This is a genomic window from Nocardia sp. BMG51109 (assembly GCF_000526215.1).
Classification (GTDB): Bacteria; Actinomycetota; Actinomycetes; order Mycobacteriales; family Mycobacteriaceae; genus Nocardia.
In genome coordinates, this window is sequence record NZ_JAFQ01000004.1 from 6,399,316 (window position 1) to 6,417,104 (window position 17,789).

Genomic DNA, 17,789 nt, shown 5'->3' on the forward strand with positions numbered 1-17,789 from the left:
GCGCCACTGTGACAGTCAGACCCTCCTGGCGGGCGCCAACTGACCGATGGGCGCGTCACCCGAGGAAGGCCGAACCGTGATTCTGTTGCTGTCCACGTCCGATACCGATCTGCTGTCCGCGCGTGCGAGCGGGGCCGACTATCGGCTCGGCAACCCCGCGCGGCTGCTGCTCGACGATCTGCCGGCGCTGCTCGACGGCGCCGACCTGGTGGTGGTGCGCATCCTCGGCGGACGGCGGGCCTGGGAGGAGGGCCTGGAGACGGTGCGCGGCGCCGGCGTCCCGGTGGTGGCGCTCGGCGGTGAGATGGCCCCCGACGCGGAGCTGATGGAGTGTTCGACGGTGCCCGGCGGAGTCGCCGCCGACGCGCACAACTACCTGGCCGCCGGTGGCGCCGAGAACCTGCGGCAACTGCACCGCTTCCTGTCCGATACGGTGCTGCTCACCGGGCACGGCTTCGAACCGCCTGTGCACCTGCCCCATTGGGGTGAGCTGGAGCGGACCGCACGCGCCGTGGACGGCCCGACCGTCGCCGTGCTGTACTACCGCGCCCAGCACCTGGCCGGCAACACGGCCTACGTGGACGCGCTGTGCGCGGCGATCGAGAACGCGGGCGGCCGGCCGCTGCCGCTGTACTGTGCCTCGCTGCGGACCGCCGAGCCGGAGCTGATCGAGGTGCTGCGCGGCGCCGACGCGCTGGTGGTGACCGTGCTGGCGGCCGGTGGGAGCAAGCCCGCGGCGGTGTCGGCGGGCGGCGACGACGAGGCCTGGGATATCGGGGCGCTCGCCGACCTCGACGTGCCGATCCTGCAGGGCCTGTGCCTGACCGGCGGCCGCGCGCAGTGGGAGGCCAACGACGACGGCCTGTCCCCGTTGGACGTGGCCACCCAGGTGGCGGTGCCGGAGTTCGACGGGCGGATCATCACGGTGCCGTTCTCGTTCAAGGAGTTCGACGCCGACGGCCTGGCGGCCTACGTGCCCGATCCGGAGCGCGCGGCGCGGGTGGCCGGGATCGCGGTGCGCCACGCGCGGCTGCGGCACCTTCCGGCCGGGCGGCGGCGAATCGCGCTGATGCTGTCGGCCTACCCCACCAAACACGCCCGCATCGGCAACGCCGTCGGGTTGGACACGCCCGCCTCCGCGATCCGATTGCTGACCGAGATGCGTTCGGCCGGTTATGATCTCGGTGCTCCCGGGGAGATTCCCGGACTGGCCGAGCAGGACGGCGACGCGCTGATCCACGCCGTCATCGCCGCCGGCGGCCAGGATCCGGACTGGCTGAGCGCCGAACAGCTGGAGGGCAACCCGATTCGCATCGGCGCGGACCGGTACACGCAGTGGTTCGAGACGTTGCCGGAGCCGTTGCGCGCGGCCGTCGTCGAGGCGTGGGGGCCGCCGCCGGGTGAGCTGTATGTCGACCGTTCCGCGGACCCCGCCGGCGAGATCGTCATCGCCGCACTGCGTTTCGGCAATATCGTGCTGATGGTGCAGCCGCCCCGCGGCTTCGGGGAGAATCCGGTCGCCATCTACCACGACCCCGATCTCCCGCCCAGCCACCACTATCTGGCGGCCTACCGGTGGCTGGCCGCACCGGCCGATGCCGGTGGGTTCGGCGCCGATGCCATGGTGCATCTGGGCAAGCACGGCAACCTGGAGTGGCTGCCCGGCAAGACGCTGGGCATGTCCGCGGCCTGCGCCACCGACGCGGCGCTCGGCGATCTGCCGCTGATCTACCCCTTCCTGGTCAACGATCCGGGCGAGGGGACGCAGGCCAAGCGCCGGGCGCACGCGACGCTGGTCGACCATCTGATCCCGCCGATGGCGCGGGCCGAGAGCTACGGCGACATCGCGCGATTGGAGCAGCTGCTCGACGAGCACGCGAACATCTCGGCGCTGGATCCCGCCAAGCTGCCCGCCGTCCGCCAGCAGATCTGGACGCTGATGCGGGCGGCGAAGATGGACCACGACCTGGGCCTGACCGAACGGCCGGACGAGGAGTCCTTCGACGATATGCTGCTGCACGTCGACGGCTGGCTGTGCGAGATCAAGGATGTGCAGATCCGGGACGGCCTGCACGTGCTGGGACGGGCGCCGGTGGGGGAGGGCGAGCTGGATCTGGTGCTCGCGATGCTGCGGGCGCGGCAGCTGTGGGGCGGCGAGGTCGCCGTGCCCGGACTGCGAGAGGCGCTGGGGCTCAGCGAATCCGGTGACGAGGCGAAGGATCGGGTGGATGCGGTGGAGGGCCGCGCCCGGGCGTTGCTGGCCGCGCTGCAGTCGGCCGACTGGTCGCCCGGCGCCGTGGACGACGTGCTGGACCGCTCCGTGACGATCGGTGAATTCTCGTCGGCGGCAGTCTCGCCGGGGTCCGGGAGCAGTGCCGCGGCCGCGCCCGGTACGGAAGGCGCTGTGCACGACGTGGATTCGCCGTCGGCCGGCGATGTCGATCCGATCACCGTGCCCGCCGATCGGATCGACACTCTGCGCGCGGTATTGTCCTTCGCCGCAACCGAAGTGGTGCCCCGGCTGCGGCAGACCGGCGTGGAGATCGATCGGATCCTGCACGCCCTCGACGGCGGATTCATTCCGGCCGGGCCGAGCGGGTCGCCGCTGCGCGGGCTGATCAACGTGCTGCCCACCGGCCGCAATTTCTATTCGGTCGATCCGAAGGCGGTCCCGTCGCGGCTGGCCTGGGAGACCGGTCAGGCCATGGCCGAGTCGCTGCTGCAACGCTACCGCGCCGATCACGGCGACTATCCGCGGTCGGTGGGGTTGTCGGTGTGGGGAACGTCGGCCATGCGGACGTCCGGGGACGATATCGCCGAGGTACTGGCGCTGCTGGGCGTGCGGCCGGTCTGGGACGAGGCCAGCCGCCGCGTCACCGGGCTGGAGCCGATCGCGCTCGCCGAACTGGGCCGCCCGCGCATCGACGTCACCGTGCGCATCTCCGGCTTCTTCCGCGACGCGTTCCCGCACGTGCTGGCGCAGCTGGACGACGCGGTGCGGATGGTCGCGGCACTGGACGAGCCGGCAGAATCGAATTACGTTCGCGCGCACGCGGAATCGGATCTTGCCACGCACGGCGACGAACGCCGCGCCACCACCCGCATCTTCGGCTCCAAGCCCGGAACCTACGGCGCGGGGCTGTTGCAGCTGATCGACTCCAAGAGCTGGCGCACCGACGACGATCTGGCGCAGGTGTACACCGCCTGGGGAGGTTTCGCCTACGGCCGGGGTCTGGACGGTGCCCCGGCGGCCGACGATATGCGCACGGCATACCGCCGGATCGCGGTGGCCGCGAAGAACACCGACACCCGGGAACACGACATCGCCGATTCCGACGACTACTTCCAGTACCACGGCGGCATGGTGGCCGCGGTGCGCGCGTTCACCGGCAGCAGTCCGGCGGCCTACATCGGCGACAGCACCCGTCCGGACGCCGTGCGCACCCGCACGCTGTCGGAGGAGACCACGCGGGTGTTCCGGGCGCGGGTGGTGAATCCGCGGTGGCTCGAGGCGATGCGCCGGCACGGGTACAAGGGCGCCTTCGAGATGGCCGCCACCGTCGACTATCTGTTCGGCTACGACGCCACCACGAATGTGGTCGCGGATTGGATGTACGAGAAGCTCTCGGAAAGCTACGTTTTCGACGACGTGAATCGCAAGTTCATGGAGCAGTCGAATCCGTGGGCGTTGCACGGCATTGCCGAACGCCTGCTCGAGGCCGCCGAGCGCAAGCTGTGGGAGCATCCGGGGCCGGATACGCTCGAGCGTCTGCGCCAGGTATACCTGGAGACCGAGGGCGAACTCGAGTAGGGATCGACACGTGCCGAGAGAGCGGCGGACATTGCCGGACAATCGGTTTGCCGGGGCTTCCCGCGTCGGTGCCGAGCGGTGTATATCCGGTCGTCCGGCGCTCCTCCGGTCCGGTGATCTTGCGCAGATGATCCTGTGGCGCTTGGCTTTCCGATGGCCCCGGAGTGCCCCATGAAACCGGGGGCTTGGTCCGTGCCCGTCCTGAGGGGACCATAAGAAATGTTGCGACGTCCGCCCGGGGGTTACCGCCGGACGGTGGATAGCGTTATCCGCAGAACAATTCGACCACGAATCGGATTCGCCGGACGGGCGAGTTCTACGATCATGCTCGGAATATCGTGCGGCCGTCCGGAAATCGGTTCTCCAGGCACAGGAATTGATCATGAGAATTGCAAAATTCGCCGCCACTGCCGCGCTGTCCGCCGCCGCGCTGGGCATCACGGGGGCCACCGCGCACGGTGAGGCCGGTATCGCCGGTCCGTCGATCAACGGGGCGGATCAGGGCGTCGCCTACACGACGACGCTGGCCGAGGACCGCTCGGCGGTCAGCACCACGCTGGCCGACGGCCGGTTCGAGCTGACTCCCGACGCCGCGGCCGTTGCCGTGTTCGCGCCGAACGGCGCCCAGGTCGGGACGGTGCCGCTGGTGTACGAGGCAGCGGGCCGGACGATGCATGTGACGCCGGAAATCGATGCCGCGGCAAAGACATTGACGGTGCGTCCGGACAGCCCTGCCGATATCAGCGCCCCGACGCCGCAGACGCAGGCGCTGCAGGACATCGGCAGCCAGGAGCAGATCCTGGGCGGCGCGGCACTCGGCTGCGTGATCGGTATCGTCATCGGCATCTGGTTCTTCGGGGTCGGCGCGATCATCGGCTGCGTCGTCGGTGGCCTCATCGGCGCCGCGATCGGGGCGAACCAGCCGTGACGGGCTGACCTTTCCCGCACACGAGTCGACCGCCGGCGCCGCGCAGGCCGGCGGTCGACCTTCCCGGCTACGCCCGCAAACGTAGCGGTTTCTGCGCCCCGGGACGGATGTGGCCGGGGCCGCACCGCCGTACTGTCTCCACATGACCTGGAATGATCTCGCGCAATCCAAATACGCGCTGCTGACGACCTACAAGAAGGACGGCACCGCGGTCGGCGCACCCGTCTGGGTGGCGCCGGACGGCGACCGCATCGTGGTGTGGACCAACCCCAAGACCTGGAAGGTGAAGCGGATCCGCCGCAATCCGTCGGTCACGCTGGAGGTGTGCGACAACCGCGGTCGCACCCGGGGCGGGGAGACCGTCGCGGGCACCGCCGAGGTGCTCGACGAGGCGGGTACGGATCGGGTGCGGGGCGTGATCGGCCGCAAGTACGGCGTGATCGGGACGCTCGCGGTGCAGGGGCACAAGCTGATCCTGGGCAAGGACCGCTCGGTCGGCCTGTCGATCACCCGGCAGGTCCCGGGGGAGTAGCGCGCCCGGCCCGGCTTCGGCGGACTACCCGTCGCGAGGGCCGGGCATGTGGCGAATGCTCAACTCCCGGCGGTGATTTCGATGCCGACGGTGCCGCGCCGCCCGCGCCGCAGCACGCTGCCGGTGACGACCAGCCGGCCCTGCACCGGGTACTTGCGCTTGATCAGCCGGCGCACCCGCTCGCTGCCCTCGTCGTCCAGAATGCTTGCGCTGCCCTCGATCGCGGCGCCGTGGGGGGTGCCGGTGGCACTGCACGGTTGCAGTGTCACGGCGGGGTTGCGCCTGATCCGCTTCACCTTCCAGCTGTCGGCGACCGTCCAGACATAGAGTCTGCCGTCGTCGAGCACCGCCCACAGCGGTGTCCCGACCGGAGTGCCGTCCTTGCGGAACGTGGTCAGCAGAACGTAGTCGGCGGTGCCTGCGGGGCCGAAGGGATTGTCCACTCGGGCAGCCTAACCGGCCGCGTCCGGCGCCGCGTCGTGCGGCGTGTTGTCGGCCGAGCGCTACTCGCCTGCCTCGAGCTGCCACCGCAGCCGGTCGGGCCGGACGGTGGAGTTGTCGAAGACGCCGCACCGCAGCTCCAGCAGATCGGGGAGTACGGCGCGTCGTAGCGACTGGGAAACACGGGCATCCCGCGCGAACAGGTCGTCGCGGACCTCGGCGACGGCCCGGCGTTGCCGGCCGATAGGCATTCGGGCGCAGGCGATGTCGAGCGAGTGGCCCGGACGGCGGCGGGAACTCGCCGCGCTGGAGTTGTCGTCCGGCGATCTCGGCACACTCCGCGGCGAGTATCCGGGCGCGCTCGACGCACGGGGGAACCGAGGGTCTCAGGCCGCCAGGGTGAGTACGCGGGGGCCGTCGTCGGTGACGGCGATGGTGTGTTCGGAGTGGGCCGTGTTGGAGCCGTCGGCCGAGCGCAGGGTCCAGCCGTCGGGGTCGACGACGATGCGGTCGGTGCCGCGGGCGAACCACGGCTCCAGCGCGATGGTCAGGCCCGGGCGCAGGCGCAGGCCGCGACCTGGACGGCCGTCGTTGGCCACGTGCGGATCCTCGTGCATGGTGCGGCCCAGGCCGTGGCCGCCGAACTCGGTGTTGATCGGGTAGCCGTAACCGTGCGCGACCTCGGCGATGGTGGCGGAGATGTCGCCGATCCGGTTGCCGGGCACCGCCACCTCGATGGCGGCGGCCAGCGCCTCCTCGGTCGCGCGGACCAGCCGCCGGTCCTGCTCGTCGGCCGTCCCGACGATGACGGTGGTCGCCGAATCGGCCACCCAGCCGTCGATGTCCACCGCGAGGTCCATGGTGAGGACGTCGCCGTCGCGCAGCGAGTAATCGAACGGAAGGCCGTGCAGGACGGCGTCGTTCACCGACAGGCAGACGGTGTTGCGGAACGGGCCGCGGCCGAACGAGGGGGCGTAGTCCCAGTAGCACGAGGTGGCGCCGCGTTCGCGGATGCGCTGGCGGACATGGTGTTCCAGATCCAGCAGATTGACTCCCACCCGGGCGCGTTCGCGCAGTTCGGCCAGCACCTCGGCCACGAACCGCCCGGTCACGGCCATCCGATCGATCTCGTCCGGCGTTTTCAGTTCGACCACGAGCTTCCTCCTGTTGGTATTTAAATACCAACATAGCGTTTGCGGTATTTGAATACCAACCGTAGTCTGGCCGCATGGTTCGCCTGCCCCTCACGCCCGCTCAGGTCGAGGCCGGTCGCCGCCTCGGTGCGCATCTGCGTGCCGTACGGGCCGAGCGCGATCTCGCCGTGGTGGCTCGCGATGCCGGCATATCGCCGGAGACGCTGCGCAAGATCGAGTCGGGGAGGTTGCCCAGCCCGGCGTTCGGTACGGTCGTCGGTCTGAGCCGGGCTCTGGATGTCCCGCTGGAGGATCTGGCCGATATCTGGCAGTCGGTGCCGGTGGCCGAATCCGCCCGGGCGACAGCGTAGTTCGGTCCGTTACCCGGGTAGTTCGGTCCGTTACCCGGCGGTGAGTTCCGTGGGTGCCGCGATCACGTCGACCATCGCACCGTTGCGCAGCACCGTCACCGGCAGCGAGCGGCCGATGGCGTCGGCGAACAGGTGGCGCTGAATGCCCTGGGCGTCGCGGATCTCCGCGCGGTCGACGGTGAGAATCAGGTCGCCGCGGCGCAGCCCCGCACGCTCGGCCGGTCCGCCGCGCACCACCTCGACGATGCGCAGGGCGGCCCGGTGGCCGATCCGGGCGGCGACGTCGGCCGGAAGCGGAGCCGGGGTGCCGACGACCCCGAGATAGGCGCGGCGCACGCGCCCCTCGGCGAGCAGGGCGCCGACGATGCGGCGGGTGGTGGCATTGATCGGGATCGCCAGGCCGAGCCCGATCCCGGCGACCGCGGTGTTCACCCCGACCACCCGTCCGGACGAATCCGCCAGCGCCCCACCGGAATTGCCGGGGTTCAGCGCCGCATCGGTCTGAATGACGTCCTCGATCACCCGCGCCGTGCGGCGATCGCCGACCGGCACGGAACGGCCCAGTGCGCTCACCACGCCCGCGGTGACCGATCCGGCCAGCCCGAGCGGACTGCCCACCGCAACCACCAGCTGTCCCACGGCCAGCTCGTCGGCATCGCCGAGCGCCGCCGCCGTCGGTGTGGTCCCGTGTGCCCGCAGGACCGCCAGATCCGACAGCGGATCCACCCCGATCGCGTCGAACCGCGCCTCGGCACCGTCGGCGAACACGACGGTCCCGGTGCGCGCCGAGCCGACCACATGGGCGTTGGTGAGCAGGAACCCGTCGTCGGTGAAGACCACCGCCGACCCGCCGCCGCGCCGGGTCTGCACGCTGGCGACATGTGGTGTGAGTTCGCGCGCCACCGTGATCACCGTCCGCGAATAGGCATCCAGCGCCGCCCCGTCCGCCGCCGGTTCCCCGATGCCGGGCCGCTGTGGATCGGCGTCCGGCCCGTGTCCTTCGGCAGGATCGGAGTCGTCGCCCAGGATCCGGGCACTCACGTCGTCGTCCACGGCGAACACCTCCGCGCTTATCTGATTACAGTGCCGTATTTCCAGCATCCGCCGGATCTGCCGTATTTCCAGCATCCGCCGGATCTGCCGGACCGCCGGCATGTTTCGCCGTCGGCGCAACTCGGGAGTGGTCGCGGGACGGCCGGGCCGCCGTCGAACCGAAGCGCTTCGAGTCTGCGGACGTTCGGCTCGGTCCGGTCAGCGGAGAGTTGCCGGAACGGCTCCGGATCGGTTATCTGCCGAGTTTCTGCTGGGCGGGCGTACCGGTTCGCGCCGCCGGTTGTGCGGAGTCGAACCGGCAGCGGGTTCTGACGGTCTCACATCGCCTGAACAGGCTTCTCGCGTTCACGGATCCGCCGGCACCGCAACGTCTCCGGTCTCTGCGCCACCGCAGCAGGACAGGGCTACTGACCGGAGGGATCGGATCGCCGGAATACAGCGACCGGCCGGCACCAGGCGGGAACGGCTCCGATGTTCACCGATGTCGCGTTCGATACCAGGATCGGCCGCCGGGCCCGCCGCGTCGCCCTTCCGGAAAGCAGGCTCAGCGTTGTTCGAGCCGACCGGACGTGTAGTGGTCGCCGGAAGGGCGGGCCCTCCGTGCGCGGCGATATCGAGCGTTCGCACCAGCCGCTGCGCTGGGGCCCGCCGGAGAACCCGGAACGGAATCCGACGAACCGGATGCGTTGCGGGCGTTGAAGGGTGCCGGCGAACCAGTCGAGAACTACCGGCCGGCGGCTCGGTGGGTTCCGGCGTCGGACCTGAGGTGCCGGAGCGGTCCAGCTGCCGTCCGCGCCGGGCCACAGAGTCTGTTCGCTACGTCGACCGGATCCGGCCGTCGATCGGGCGACTGGTCGAGCGCGCCCACTCCGCGGGGCACTGCGGCCCCGGCGTCGAGTCGCCGGACTTCTTCGCGATCATCAACATGGTCGTCGAGTCGAATCGCCCGGCGCGTGACGGGTCCGGTATCCGGTGGGTCAGGGCGGGCCCAGGGGGCGCAGGCTGGGGGCGGCGTGGCCGTCGGGGACGGGCTGATGGGTGAGGCGGCCGAGATCCTCTGCGTAGTCGCGGAATTCGAGGAGGGCGTGGTCGAGCAGGCGGGTGGTGGCGTCCCGGACGGCGGCGCTGTCGGCGGGGCGGACGGTGATGGTGCGGCTACCGGTCTCCATATAGCGGCCGTCCTCCTCGATGTCGTACCAGCGTACGGTGCCGACCTTGCGGGGCGGGTGCAGGCCCTGACGCCGCGGGCCCCGGAAGACGGTGATCACCCCGGCGCCGGTGGCGGGCCGGCGTACCAATCGGCGGTAGCGCTCCAGCGGCGTCGTCTCACCGGTGTACCGGAGTATCGGCTGCCGTTCGGGATACAGGTCGGCGGCGACGAATGCCTGGGCCCGTTCGCTGCCGGGGGAGAGTTCCGGGAGCAACATGGCGAGCCGGTCGGGGAGCCGGTCGGCGGCGGTGACGGACAGTTCGATACGTTCCTCCCGGCGGGTGAACTGCATGGCGAGCGCGGCGTGCCGGTCGTGCCGGGCGGCCGCCACCCGGATCGGCCCGGCCTGATCGGACACCCCGTGAACCTCCGCCCAGACCTCGGGTTCGGTGAGCACGGTGAAGGCGCGGCGGAGCAGATCGGCCTCGTTCCAGCTCAGCCGGCCGCGCTCGGAGTACTCGTGGCGTGCCTGCGTCCAGAACCGGTCGCGCTCGTTGACATGGCTGAATCGGGAGAGGTAGTCGAGGGGATACAGCATGCGGTCGTTGGCCGGCCCGTACCACAGGGCCGCGAATTCCTCCGTATCGAGCGACCAGGACGCCATTATTCACCAATCACGGGCGGAACGTTGCGGTATTTGTCCGGACTGTCGTCGAGGCCCGATCCGGCACTGCCGGCACGCGTTTCGGCCCTGTCGTCGTTCGATGGGTCGCCGCCGGGGGTGGCGTCGGCGGTTTCGGTCTCGCCCTCCGGGGCGGTGTCGTCGTGCGCCGACCCGGCGCCCCCCGGATCGTCGCGCCCGTCCGGATCGGCCGACTCGGCCTGCGGAGTTGCCGCCGAATCGGTGTCGCCGCCGATGATCTCGGGTGCGCGGGGATCGTCGCCGGTATTGGGGGCTGCGCTGCCGAGGACCGCGCTGCCGAGGACCGCGCTGCCGAGGACCGCGCTGCCGAGGACCGCGCTGCCGAGGACCGCGCTGCCGAGGACCGCGCTGCCGAGGACCGCGCTGTCGGGGAGCGCGGCGTCGGCGCGGCCCTCATCGATGGTGGTGGAGTCGGCGGTGCTCTCGTCGGCGGTGCTGTCGTCGGTGGTGCTGTCGTCGGTGGTAGTGGTGTCGGTCGGTGTGTCGGCGTCGTCGTCGAGAGTGTGCTTGTGCCGGTCGAACCGCATGCCCCTGCGGTCCACATCGCCCTGGTATCCGACCCGGATGCGGGGCGTGCGGGCCGGGCCGTCGGGAGTGTCGGAGAGGGCGTGGGCGGCGGCGCCGGTGACTGCCGCGCCGCCCGCCGTGGTGTAGGGCGTGAGATCCGGAGCCGAGGGCGTGAATACCGGCATCCTCGGTGCCGGTGCACTCGGATTCGGTGCCGGTGCAGGCGGATTCGGTGCCGGTGGCGGTGGCGCCGGCGGCAACGGCTTCGGTACGGGTGCGCCGGGAGCGGGCACGTGCGGGGCCGGTGTGTACGGCGTCGGGGTGTGTCCGAGCGGTGCCGGACTCGGCGGCAGCGGGACCGCCGGTGCGCTGGGCGAGGGTGCCGGGACGCTGGGACCCGGGGGTGCCGGCAGGGTTGCGGCGGGCGGGGGGACCGGCGCCGGTGCGGGGCCCGGAGCCACCGGTGGCGGAGGTGCGACAGGTGCCGGACTCGCGGGCGGGGCACTGGGTGCGGGTACCGACGGCTGCGGTGCGGGCGCCGTCGAATGTGGCGCGGGCGCAGGCGTATTGGCGGGCCCTGGCTGAGTGGTCGCGGGCGAACCCGATCCCGCCGTCCCGGCGTTCCCGGCGTGCGACTCCGACCAGAGCTGGGAATCCGACCACCCCGACGGGTTGGTGAGGGCCGGCTGGGCGGTCGTCTGCGGGGCGACCGTCGAGATGTCCGGGTCGTAGCGGGGTGAATCGGGGACGGCGTGGCTCGAATTCGATCCAGCCGAGAGGGACGGCGCCGAATGTTCGGACGGAGCCGGGTACGGATTGCCGGCGGCGGACTGGTCGGACCGGTGCCTCGGAGTGTCGGTGGACGACTGTTCGGCTCCGTGCCCCGGAGTGTCGTGTGCGCTGTCACCGGTGCTGCTCGTCGTGCCGGGCGTGTGCCCGCCGGGGGAGGTCGCGGCGGGCCGGTATCCGGACGGCGTGGTGTGCCCCGGCCGGGTCGGCTTCGACGTCGAGCCGCCGAATACCGAGGAGCTGGAATCCGTCTCGGTGCCGGTCGTGCCCGGCAGGCCGCCGAACAGGGTGCTGCCGGGCGACCCCGTCCCGAACGGATGGGAGTTGCCGTTGGCCGAAGCGGTGGTGGTCGCGGCGGGCTCGTCGGTCGGCAGGCCGCCGGTGCCGGACAGGAATCCGTCGGTGCCCGACATCAGGCCGCTCAGCGGTCCGGCGGCCGGCGAGCCGGACATCAGGCCGTCGGAGACCGGGGACGCGGCGGGCGGGAAGTGCGGCAGCCGGGCGTCCTGATCGAGCAGCGGGATCAGATAGCGCTGCTGCATGACCAGGCGGGCGTCGTCCTGGGCCTGCTGGGCGGCGCGGGACTGGCCGTCGTAGCCGGTGGGGTCCTTGGTCTGGTCGGCCGTCACCGGAACCGGTTTCGGCACATACGCTTTCGTCGTCACGGCGGCCAGCGCCGTATCGGCGACCACCTGTCCGGTCTGCTGGAACAGATCGGACAGCTGTCCGGCCTGCGTGCCGTAGTCGGACAGCGCTTGCACCGCCGCATCGGCGGATGCGCCGCTCCAGCGGCCGTCGACCGCGGTGCGGACGGCCTGCACCATCTGCGTCGTCGACTCCCGCCATTGGGTGCCCGCCTGCTGCCATGCCGTGACGACCTCGGAGGTGTGGTCGTCGACGGTCTGGAAGGCGTCGTAGATCTGCTGATGGGTCAGCGCGTCGACGTTCTCCGGGTTGGTGATTCCCGGCTGGTCGTATCCGTTTCGCCTCACTGGGCCCCTCCCGCGGCCGGTCCGGACGCGATCGCCTGGAAGCGGGCGGCGAACTCGCTGTCGGTCTGCTCCAGGCGCTCGCGGATCGTGCGGAACAGGTTCTGCACCTCGTCGGCGACCTGCCAGTGGCCCTCCAGCGCATCGAAGGCACTGGCGTCGGTGCCGGCGCCCTTGCCGCGGAAGCGCTGCACGATGGCCTGCGCGGAGGTGAGAACGGCGGACTGCTCGCCCAGGCCCCACGATTCGTGCTGGTTGACCTGCTGTACGACCTGCTGGATGGCGCGGATCTCGGTCTTGCGTCTCTCCATCGCCTGATCCAGCGCCACGAACGCCTGCGGGTCCGCCTGCAGCGACACCCCACCGGTTCGGGCCTGCTCGATCAGCGGGCCGAAGACCTCGTGACCGCTGTCATCTACCATGCTGCCCCCGTACGACTTCGTGCGTATCCGTTATCGATTCGACGCAACCACTCTCGTCCGGGTTCCCTCGAGCCCGAAAAAGTTTCCGGCGGTCGATCACGAACTTCTCCGGTGCCCGGCGGTGCGGCGGCCGGTCGTGACGGCGGCGAAGGCGTGGGGATCGGCCGTGCCGGTGGAGCGATTCTGCCACACCGGCGTCGAGAACGGGGGAGTAGTAGACGCCCGCGGACCGGCGGCCTCCCCGGCCGCCGGCTCACGAGGGTGCCGCGCTATGTCGCCCGGCTCACCGACGACATGTGAAAATCCGGAATTCGCAACGGCGGCATGGCGGCCCGGCTGAACCAGTCCTTCCACTCGCGGGGGAGGGTCGGCTCGGTGGCGCCCGCCTCGGCGACCCGGCGCAGCAGGTCCAAGGGGCTCTCGTTGAACCGGAAGTTGTTGACCGCCGCGGTCACCCGGCCGTCCTCCACCAGGTACACGCCGTCCCGGGTGAGGCCGGTGAGCAGCAGCGTCGCCGGATCCACCTCGCGGATGTACCACAGGCAGGTGAGCAACAGGCCGCGTTCGGTGCGCGCGATCATCTCGCCGAGCGTGGCGTCGGATCCGCCCGTCATGAGGAGGTTCTCGCCCGGAAGCGTGACCGGGGCATCGTATTCGACGGCGGTGGCGCGCGGGTAGATCAGCGATTCGACGACACCCTCCCGCACCCAGTCGGCGCGGTGCGCGGTGAGCCCGTTGTCGAACACCGACAGCGCCTCCGAGGAGGCGGGGGTGGCGACGAACGGGCGGTACTCGAGCCCCGCGGCGCTCGGGTCGGAATACAGCGTGAGCGGAACGTCGGTGAGCCGCTCGCCGATTCGCGTGCCGCCCGCGCGGGCGAACGCGGTGTGACCCTCGTGCGCGCCGCGGCCCTCCATCGTCCACATCATGTAGATCATCAGATCGGCGACGGCCGACGGCGGCAGCAGCGTCTCGTAGCGTCCGGCGGGCAGGTCGACCCGGTGCGCGGACCAGTCCAGGCGGCGCGACAGCTCGGCCAGCAGCGCGGGCACGTCGACATCGGCGAAATCGGTGGTGCCCGTGCCGACCCAGGCGCTGGCCTGCTGCGTGCCGGTCTCGCGTTTGCCGTTGATCTCCACCGATCCGGTGGGCTGCACCCAGCGCCGGCGCACGCCGGTCGAGGTGCCCAGCCAGGTGGAGTGCAACTGGTGGTGGGCGAAGCCGTAGAGCCGGTCCGCACCGTCGAATCCGGTGGCCAGATCGCGCGCGAGACCGGTGAATACGCCGATGTCGGTGGTGCCCGGTCCGCCGTCCCAGGGGAGGTCGCGGTCCGGGCGGTCCGGGCCGAGGGCGCCCGGATCCGGCAGCGGCACGGCATCTTCGGCAGGTTCGGCGGTGCGCGCGGCGTCCTCGGCGGCCCGCACCACGGCCTCGATGTCATCGGGGTCGACGCTGGTGGAGGCGATACTGCCGACCCGGGCGGTCGCCGGCCCGTCGCGGAAGATCGAGACCACCGCCCAGTCCCGCGACACCGACGACCCGTTGGTGGTCATGGAGTTGCCGGCCCAGCGCAGCGAGGCGTCGTGGGCGTCGGTGACGAGGACGATCGTCTCGTCCGCGCGGGCGGCCCGCAACGCGCGCTCGACGACCTCGGGAGCGGGAAACACCTCGGTCACTGTCCGGCCTCCGTGCGGGTGTTGAGGATGTTGACCCCGCGCACCAGGACCGGCGGGCAGCCGTGGCTGACCGCCGCCACCTGGCCGGGCTGGGCCTTGCCGCAGTTGAACGCGCCGCCGAGCACCCAGGTCGACGGTCCGCCGACCGCCTCCATCGCACCCCAGAACTCCGTGGTGGTGGCCTGGTAGGCGACATCGCGCAGCTGACCGGCCAGGCGGCCGTTGCGGATCCGGAAGAAGCGCTGCCCGGTGAACTGGAAGTTGTAGCGCTGCATATCGATCGACCAGGACTTGTCGCCGACGATGTAGATGCCGTCGTCGACCCCGGCGATCAGGTCCTCGGTCGTGGTGTCGCGCTCGGGGTCGGGCTGCAGGGAGACGTTCGCCATGCGCTGGATCGGCACGTGGTGCGGCGAATCGGCGTAGGAGCAGCCGTTCGAGCGGTCCAGGCCCAGCCGCGGCGCGAAGGCGCGGTCGAGCTGGTAGCCGGTCAGGATGCCGTCGCGGACCAGATCCCAGCGCTGGCCCGCGACGCCCTCGTCGTCGTAGCCGACCGTCGCCAGGCCGTGTTCCTGGGTGCGATCGCCGGTCACGTGCATCACCGGGGTGCCGTAGCGCAGCGTGCCGAGCTGGTCGGGAGTGGCGAAGGAGGTTCCGGCGTAGGCGGATTCGTAGCCGATGGCGCGGTCGTACTCGGTGGCGTGACCGATCGACTCGTGGATGGTCAGCCACAGGTTCGTCGGATCGATGACGAGGTCGGCCGGGCCCGGCGTGACGCCGGGCGCCTTGACCTTCTCGGCCAGCAACTCCGGCATCCGCGCGAGTTCGCCGTCCCAGTCCCATATTCCGTCGCCGCCGGTGACGTATTCCCAGCCGCGGCCGACCGGCGCGGCGAGCGTGCGCATCGTCTCGAACGCGCCGGCGGCCGGGTCGACCGTGACGGCCTCGAGCTCCGGGTGCAGGCGGACGCGCTGCTGAGTGATCGCCGAGCCGGTGCTGTCGGCGTAGAAGGTCTGCTCCTTGACCTGCAGCACCGAGGCGGTCACGTGGTCGACACCGTCGGCGGCGGCCAGGCGCCCCGAATAGTCCTGCAGCAGGGCCACCTTGTCCGGCGTGGGGACCGCGAACGGATCGATGTCGTAGGCCGAGACCCAGGCGGCGTCGCGGTAGATCGGTTCGGCGGCCAGTTCGACGCGCTCGCGGTTCAGCGCCCGCAGCGTGGTCGCGACCGTCACCGCCCGCCGCGCCACCTCGGCGGCGGTCTCGGGAGACAGCTCCGCGTGCGAGGCGAACCCCCAGGTGCCGTCGACGATCACCCGGACCGCGAAGCCGAGATCGGTGGCGTTGCCGATGGATTCGACCCGGCCGTCGCGCAGCCGGATCGACTGCGTCACCAGCCGGTGCACGCGCAGGTCGGCGTGGCTCGCGCCGGCGGCCCGGGCCGCGGTGAGCGCGGCATCGGCCAGCGCGGCGAGCGGCAGGGCGCGGAACTGCTCGTCCACCGCCCGGGTCGGAATAGTCACGGCGGACACGCTAATCGGTTGCGGACCGCTCGTTCAACAGCATTCGGCCCGCGCCCCCGGGGAAGGCCGTGTCCCCGGAAGGTATTGCCGCCCACCGTGACACGCCGTGCGTCCCCGCGTGCGACGCAAACATGCACGAGATGCCGAACGGTACACCGTGAAAAGCACGCGCCGACACACGCCTTGCCGGGTGTTTCGTGATCAATGCCGTACCGTGTGCCCGCGTGCCGCCATCCGCTCTCCGTGACCGCAAGCGTGAACGCACCCGCCGTGCCCTCCTCGAGGCCGCCGTCGAAATGTTCGAAAGCCGTGGCTACGAGGCGACCACCGTCGCCGACATCGCCGCGGCGGCCGAGGTGGGCACGAGAACGTTCTTCAACTATTTCGAGAGCAAGGAGGAGCTGCTCTTCCCGGAGCCGGACGAGCGGGTGCGTGCCGCCGTGCACGCCATCGCCACCCGGCGCCCGGGCGAGCGCCCCGTCGACGTGCTGTTACGGGCGTTACGCGCGGCCGGCGACAACCCCGGCGACCACCTCGGCGACGACCTGGCGGCCCGGATCTCGGTGCTGCGCGCGCAGGTGTCGCGCACGGTGCCGGCGGTGAGCGGCCGGGCCGCGCACGCTCAGCTGGCCGCCCAGCAGGAGATCGCGCGCCAGCTGCGCGGGGCGTTCCCGGAGGAACTGGACGAGGTGGGCGCCGCGGCCCTGGTCGGTGCCGTCGTGGGCGCGGTGTCGGGCGCGCTGACCGTGCTGTTCTCCGGCCGCCACGCCGTCGAGGACGGCGAGCGCCTGCACCACAAGATCCGCGAGACCACCTCGAAGGTGCTGGCCCCCTGGCTGGCCGAACCGCCGCCGGAACCGCCCGAGCCCACCCGCCCGATCCGTCACATGATGGCCGAGGCGCGCTGCTGAGATCCGGCTCACCCGAACTGCTGCCAGCCCAGCCGGATCACCATGCCGACCACCACGACCAGCAGCACGACGCGGACGAATCCGGCCCCGCGGGCGAGCGCCATGCGCGAACCGACCACCGCGCCGACGATGTTGGCCGCCGCCATGGCCAGGCCCAGGCCCCAGAGGACGTGGCCGGTCGCGCCGAGGAACAGCAGCGAGCCGAGGTTGGAGCCGCAGTTGATCACCTTGGCCATGGCCGCCGCGCGGACGAACTCGGTGCCCAGCAGCGTGGCGAAGGTGATGATGAGGAAGGTGCCGGTACCGGGCCCGAGCAGCCCGTCGTAGCAGCCGATCAGACCCGCGGCCAGCCCGACCACCAGGATGGTCTTGCGCCGGGTGGGCGGATGGGTGGCCATGGTGACACCGATCGACGGCCGCGCGGTGACGAAGACCGCGACGCCGATCAGCACCGCCATCACGATCGGGATGAAGTAGTCGCGGTCGATCAGCGCCACCGCCGCCGACCCCGCCGCGGCGGTCGCCGCGGCGATCACGGCTCCCGGCAGCAGCAGCCGCCAGCGCATCGGCACCTTGCGCGCGAAGGTGAGCACGGCGGCGCTGGTGCCGGAGAAGGCGGCGATCTTGTTGGTGCCCAGGGCCGTTTGCGGCGCGATACCCGGCGCCACCAGAAACAGCGTCGGCAGAATGATCAGCCCGCCGCCACCCACGACGGCGTCCACCCAGCCCGCCGCGGTCGCGGCCGTGAGCAGCGTCGCCCAGTCCGTCGGATCCACCGGAAGAGCCAAGCAGACATGGGATGATCGGGCAAATACATTCCGTGTACATTCCGTGCCGACACCGCCCGCCG

The 17,789-nt window shown here is 71.2% G+C and carries 15 protein-coding genes; 5 read left to right on the forward strand and 10 right to left on the reverse strand.

What is annotated here, in order from left to right; all coding sequences use genetic code 11:
- Positions 1-76: 76 nt before the first annotated feature.
- From cobN to D892_RS0130330, 3 genes are all read left to right on the forward strand, one after another.
- Entirely contained in the window at positions 77-3,811 is a 3,735-nt protein-coding gene (cobN, locus tag D892_RS0130320; RefSeq protein ID WP_024804845.1) for a cobaltochelatase subunit CobN, read from the forward strand.
- 382 nt (positions 3,812-4,193) lie between these two features.
- The gene (locus D892_RS0130325; protein ID WP_036570315.1) at positions 4,194-4,739 is read left to right on the forward strand and encodes a hypothetical protein; all 546 of its coding nucleotides are present in this window, start codon (positions 4,194-4,196) and stop codon (positions 4,737-4,739) included.
- A 142-nt stretch (positions 4,740-4,881) separates the two neighbouring features.
- The gene (locus tag D892_RS0130330; protein ID WP_024804847.1) at positions 4,882-5,271 is read left to right on the forward strand and encodes a PPOX class F420-dependent oxidoreductase; all 390 of its coding nucleotides are present in this window, start codon (positions 4,882-4,884) and stop codon (positions 5,269-5,271) included.
- A gap of 59 nt (positions 5,272-5,330) precedes the next feature.
- Here the strand turns inward: D892_RS0130330 and D892_RS0130335 are convergent, their stop codons facing one another.
- The 3 genes from D892_RS0130335 to map form a co-directional block, all read right to left on the reverse strand.
- Positions 5,331-5,714 (reverse strand): PPOX class F420-dependent oxidoreductase, encoded by a 384-nt coding sequence (locus D892_RS0130335; protein WP_024804848.1) that lies wholly within the window; start codon positions 5,712-5,714, stop codon positions 5,331-5,333.
- 60 nt (positions 5,715-5,774) lie between these two features.
- The gene (locus tag D892_RS0130340; protein WP_198037014.1) at positions 5,775-5,963 is read right to left on the reverse strand and encodes a hypothetical protein; all 189 of its coding nucleotides are present in this window, start codon (positions 5,961-5,963) and stop codon (positions 5,775-5,777) included.
- A 135-nt stretch (positions 5,964-6,098) separates the two neighbouring features.
- Positions 6,099-6,866 (reverse strand): type I methionyl aminopeptidase, encoded by a 768-nt coding sequence (gene map, locus D892_RS0130345; protein ID WP_024804850.1) that lies wholly within the window; start codon positions 6,864-6,866, stop codon positions 6,099-6,101.
- A gap of 74 nt (positions 6,867-6,940) precedes the next feature.
- Between map and D892_RS0130350 the strand changes: the two genes are divergently transcribed.
- Positions 6,941-7,216, forward strand: coding sequence for a helix-turn-helix transcriptional regulator (locus tag D892_RS0130350; RefSeq protein ID WP_024804851.1), 276 nt, complete (start codon positions 6,941-6,943; stop codon positions 7,214-7,216).
- A 30-nt stretch (positions 7,217-7,246) separates the two neighbouring features.
- Here D892_RS0130350 and D892_RS0130355 read toward each other — a convergent pair whose 3' ends face one another.
- From D892_RS0130355 to D892_RS0130390, 6 genes are all read right to left on the reverse strand, one after another.
- Positions 7,247-8,179, reverse strand: coding sequence for a S1C family serine protease (locus D892_RS0130355; RefSeq protein WP_024804852.1), 933 nt, complete (start codon positions 8,177-8,179; stop codon positions 7,247-7,249).
- A gap of 1,067 nt (positions 8,180-9,246) precedes the next feature.
- A complete protein-coding gene (locus D892_RS0130365) occupies positions 9,247-10,083 on the reverse strand; it encodes an ESX secretion-associated protein EspG (RefSeq protein ID WP_024804853.1) in 837 nt (278 codons plus the stop codon).
- Entirely contained in the window at positions 10,083-12,410 is a 2,328-nt protein-coding gene (locus D892_RS0130370) for a hypothetical protein (protein WP_024804854.1), read from the reverse strand. Before D892_RS0130370 ends, D892_RS0130365 begins: the two co-directional genes overlap by 1 nt.
- A complete protein-coding gene (locus tag D892_RS0130375) occupies positions 12,407-12,829 on the reverse strand; it encodes a hypothetical protein (protein ID WP_024804855.1) in 423 nt (140 codons plus the stop codon). Before D892_RS0130375 ends, D892_RS0130370 begins: the two co-directional genes overlap by 4 nt.
- Before the next feature lie 269 nt (positions 12,830-13,098).
- On the reverse strand, positions 13,099-14,496 hold the full coding sequence (locus tag D892_RS0130385) for a TldD/PmbA family protein (RefSeq protein WP_024804856.1): 1,398 nt from the start codon (positions 14,494-14,496) through the stop codon (positions 13,099-13,101).
- A 5-nt stretch (positions 14,497-14,501) separates the two neighbouring features.
- A complete protein-coding gene (locus tag D892_RS0130390) occupies positions 14,502-16,028 on the reverse strand; it encodes a TldD/PmbA family protein (protein ID WP_024804857.1) in 1,527 nt (508 codons plus the stop codon).
- Between the two features lie 224 nt (positions 16,029-16,252).
- On the opposite strand from D892_RS0130390, the gene D892_RS0130395 reads away from it, so the two are divergent.
- Positions 16,253-16,939 (forward strand): TetR/AcrR family transcriptional regulator, encoded by a 687-nt coding sequence (locus tag D892_RS0130395; protein WP_084161787.1) that lies wholly within the window; start codon positions 16,253-16,255, stop codon positions 16,937-16,939.
- Positions 16,940-16,947: 8 nt separating this feature from the next.
- Here D892_RS0130395 and D892_RS0130400 read toward each other — a convergent pair whose 3' ends face one another.
- Positions 16,948-17,715, reverse strand: a complete 768-nt coding sequence (locus D892_RS0130400) for a TSUP family transporter (RefSeq protein ID WP_024804859.1) — start codon at positions 17,713-17,715, stop codon at positions 16,948-16,950.
- Positions 17,716-17,789 lie beyond the last annotated feature (74 nt).

What these genes read in the sequence shown, in the direction of transcription:
- D892_RS0130325 (WP_036570315.1), top strand. Translation starts at nt 4,194, where the DNA reads ATGAGAATTGCAAAATTCGCCGCCACTGCCGCGCTGTCCGCCGCCGCG.
- D892_RS0130330 (WP_024804847.1), top strand. Translation starts at nt 4,882, where the DNA reads ATGACCTGGAATGATCTCGCGCAATCCAAATACGCGCTGCTGACGACC.
- D892_RS0130340 (WP_198037014.1), bottom strand. Translation starts at nt 5,963, where the DNA reads ATGCCTATCGGCCGGCAACGCCGGGCCGTCGCCGAGGTCCGCGACGAC.
- D892_RS0130350 (WP_024804851.1), top strand. Translation starts at nt 6,941, where the DNA reads ATGGTTCGCCTGCCCCTCACGCCCGCTCAGGTCGAGGCCGGTCGCCGC.
- D892_RS0130365 (WP_024804853.1), bottom strand. Translation starts at nt 10,083, where the DNA reads ATGGCGTCCTGGTCGCTCGATACGGAGGAATTCGCGGCCCTGTGGTAC.
- D892_RS0130375 (WP_024804855.1), bottom strand. Translation starts at nt 12,829, where the DNA reads ATGGTAGATGACAGCGGTCACGAGGTCTTCGGCCCGCTGATCGAGCAG.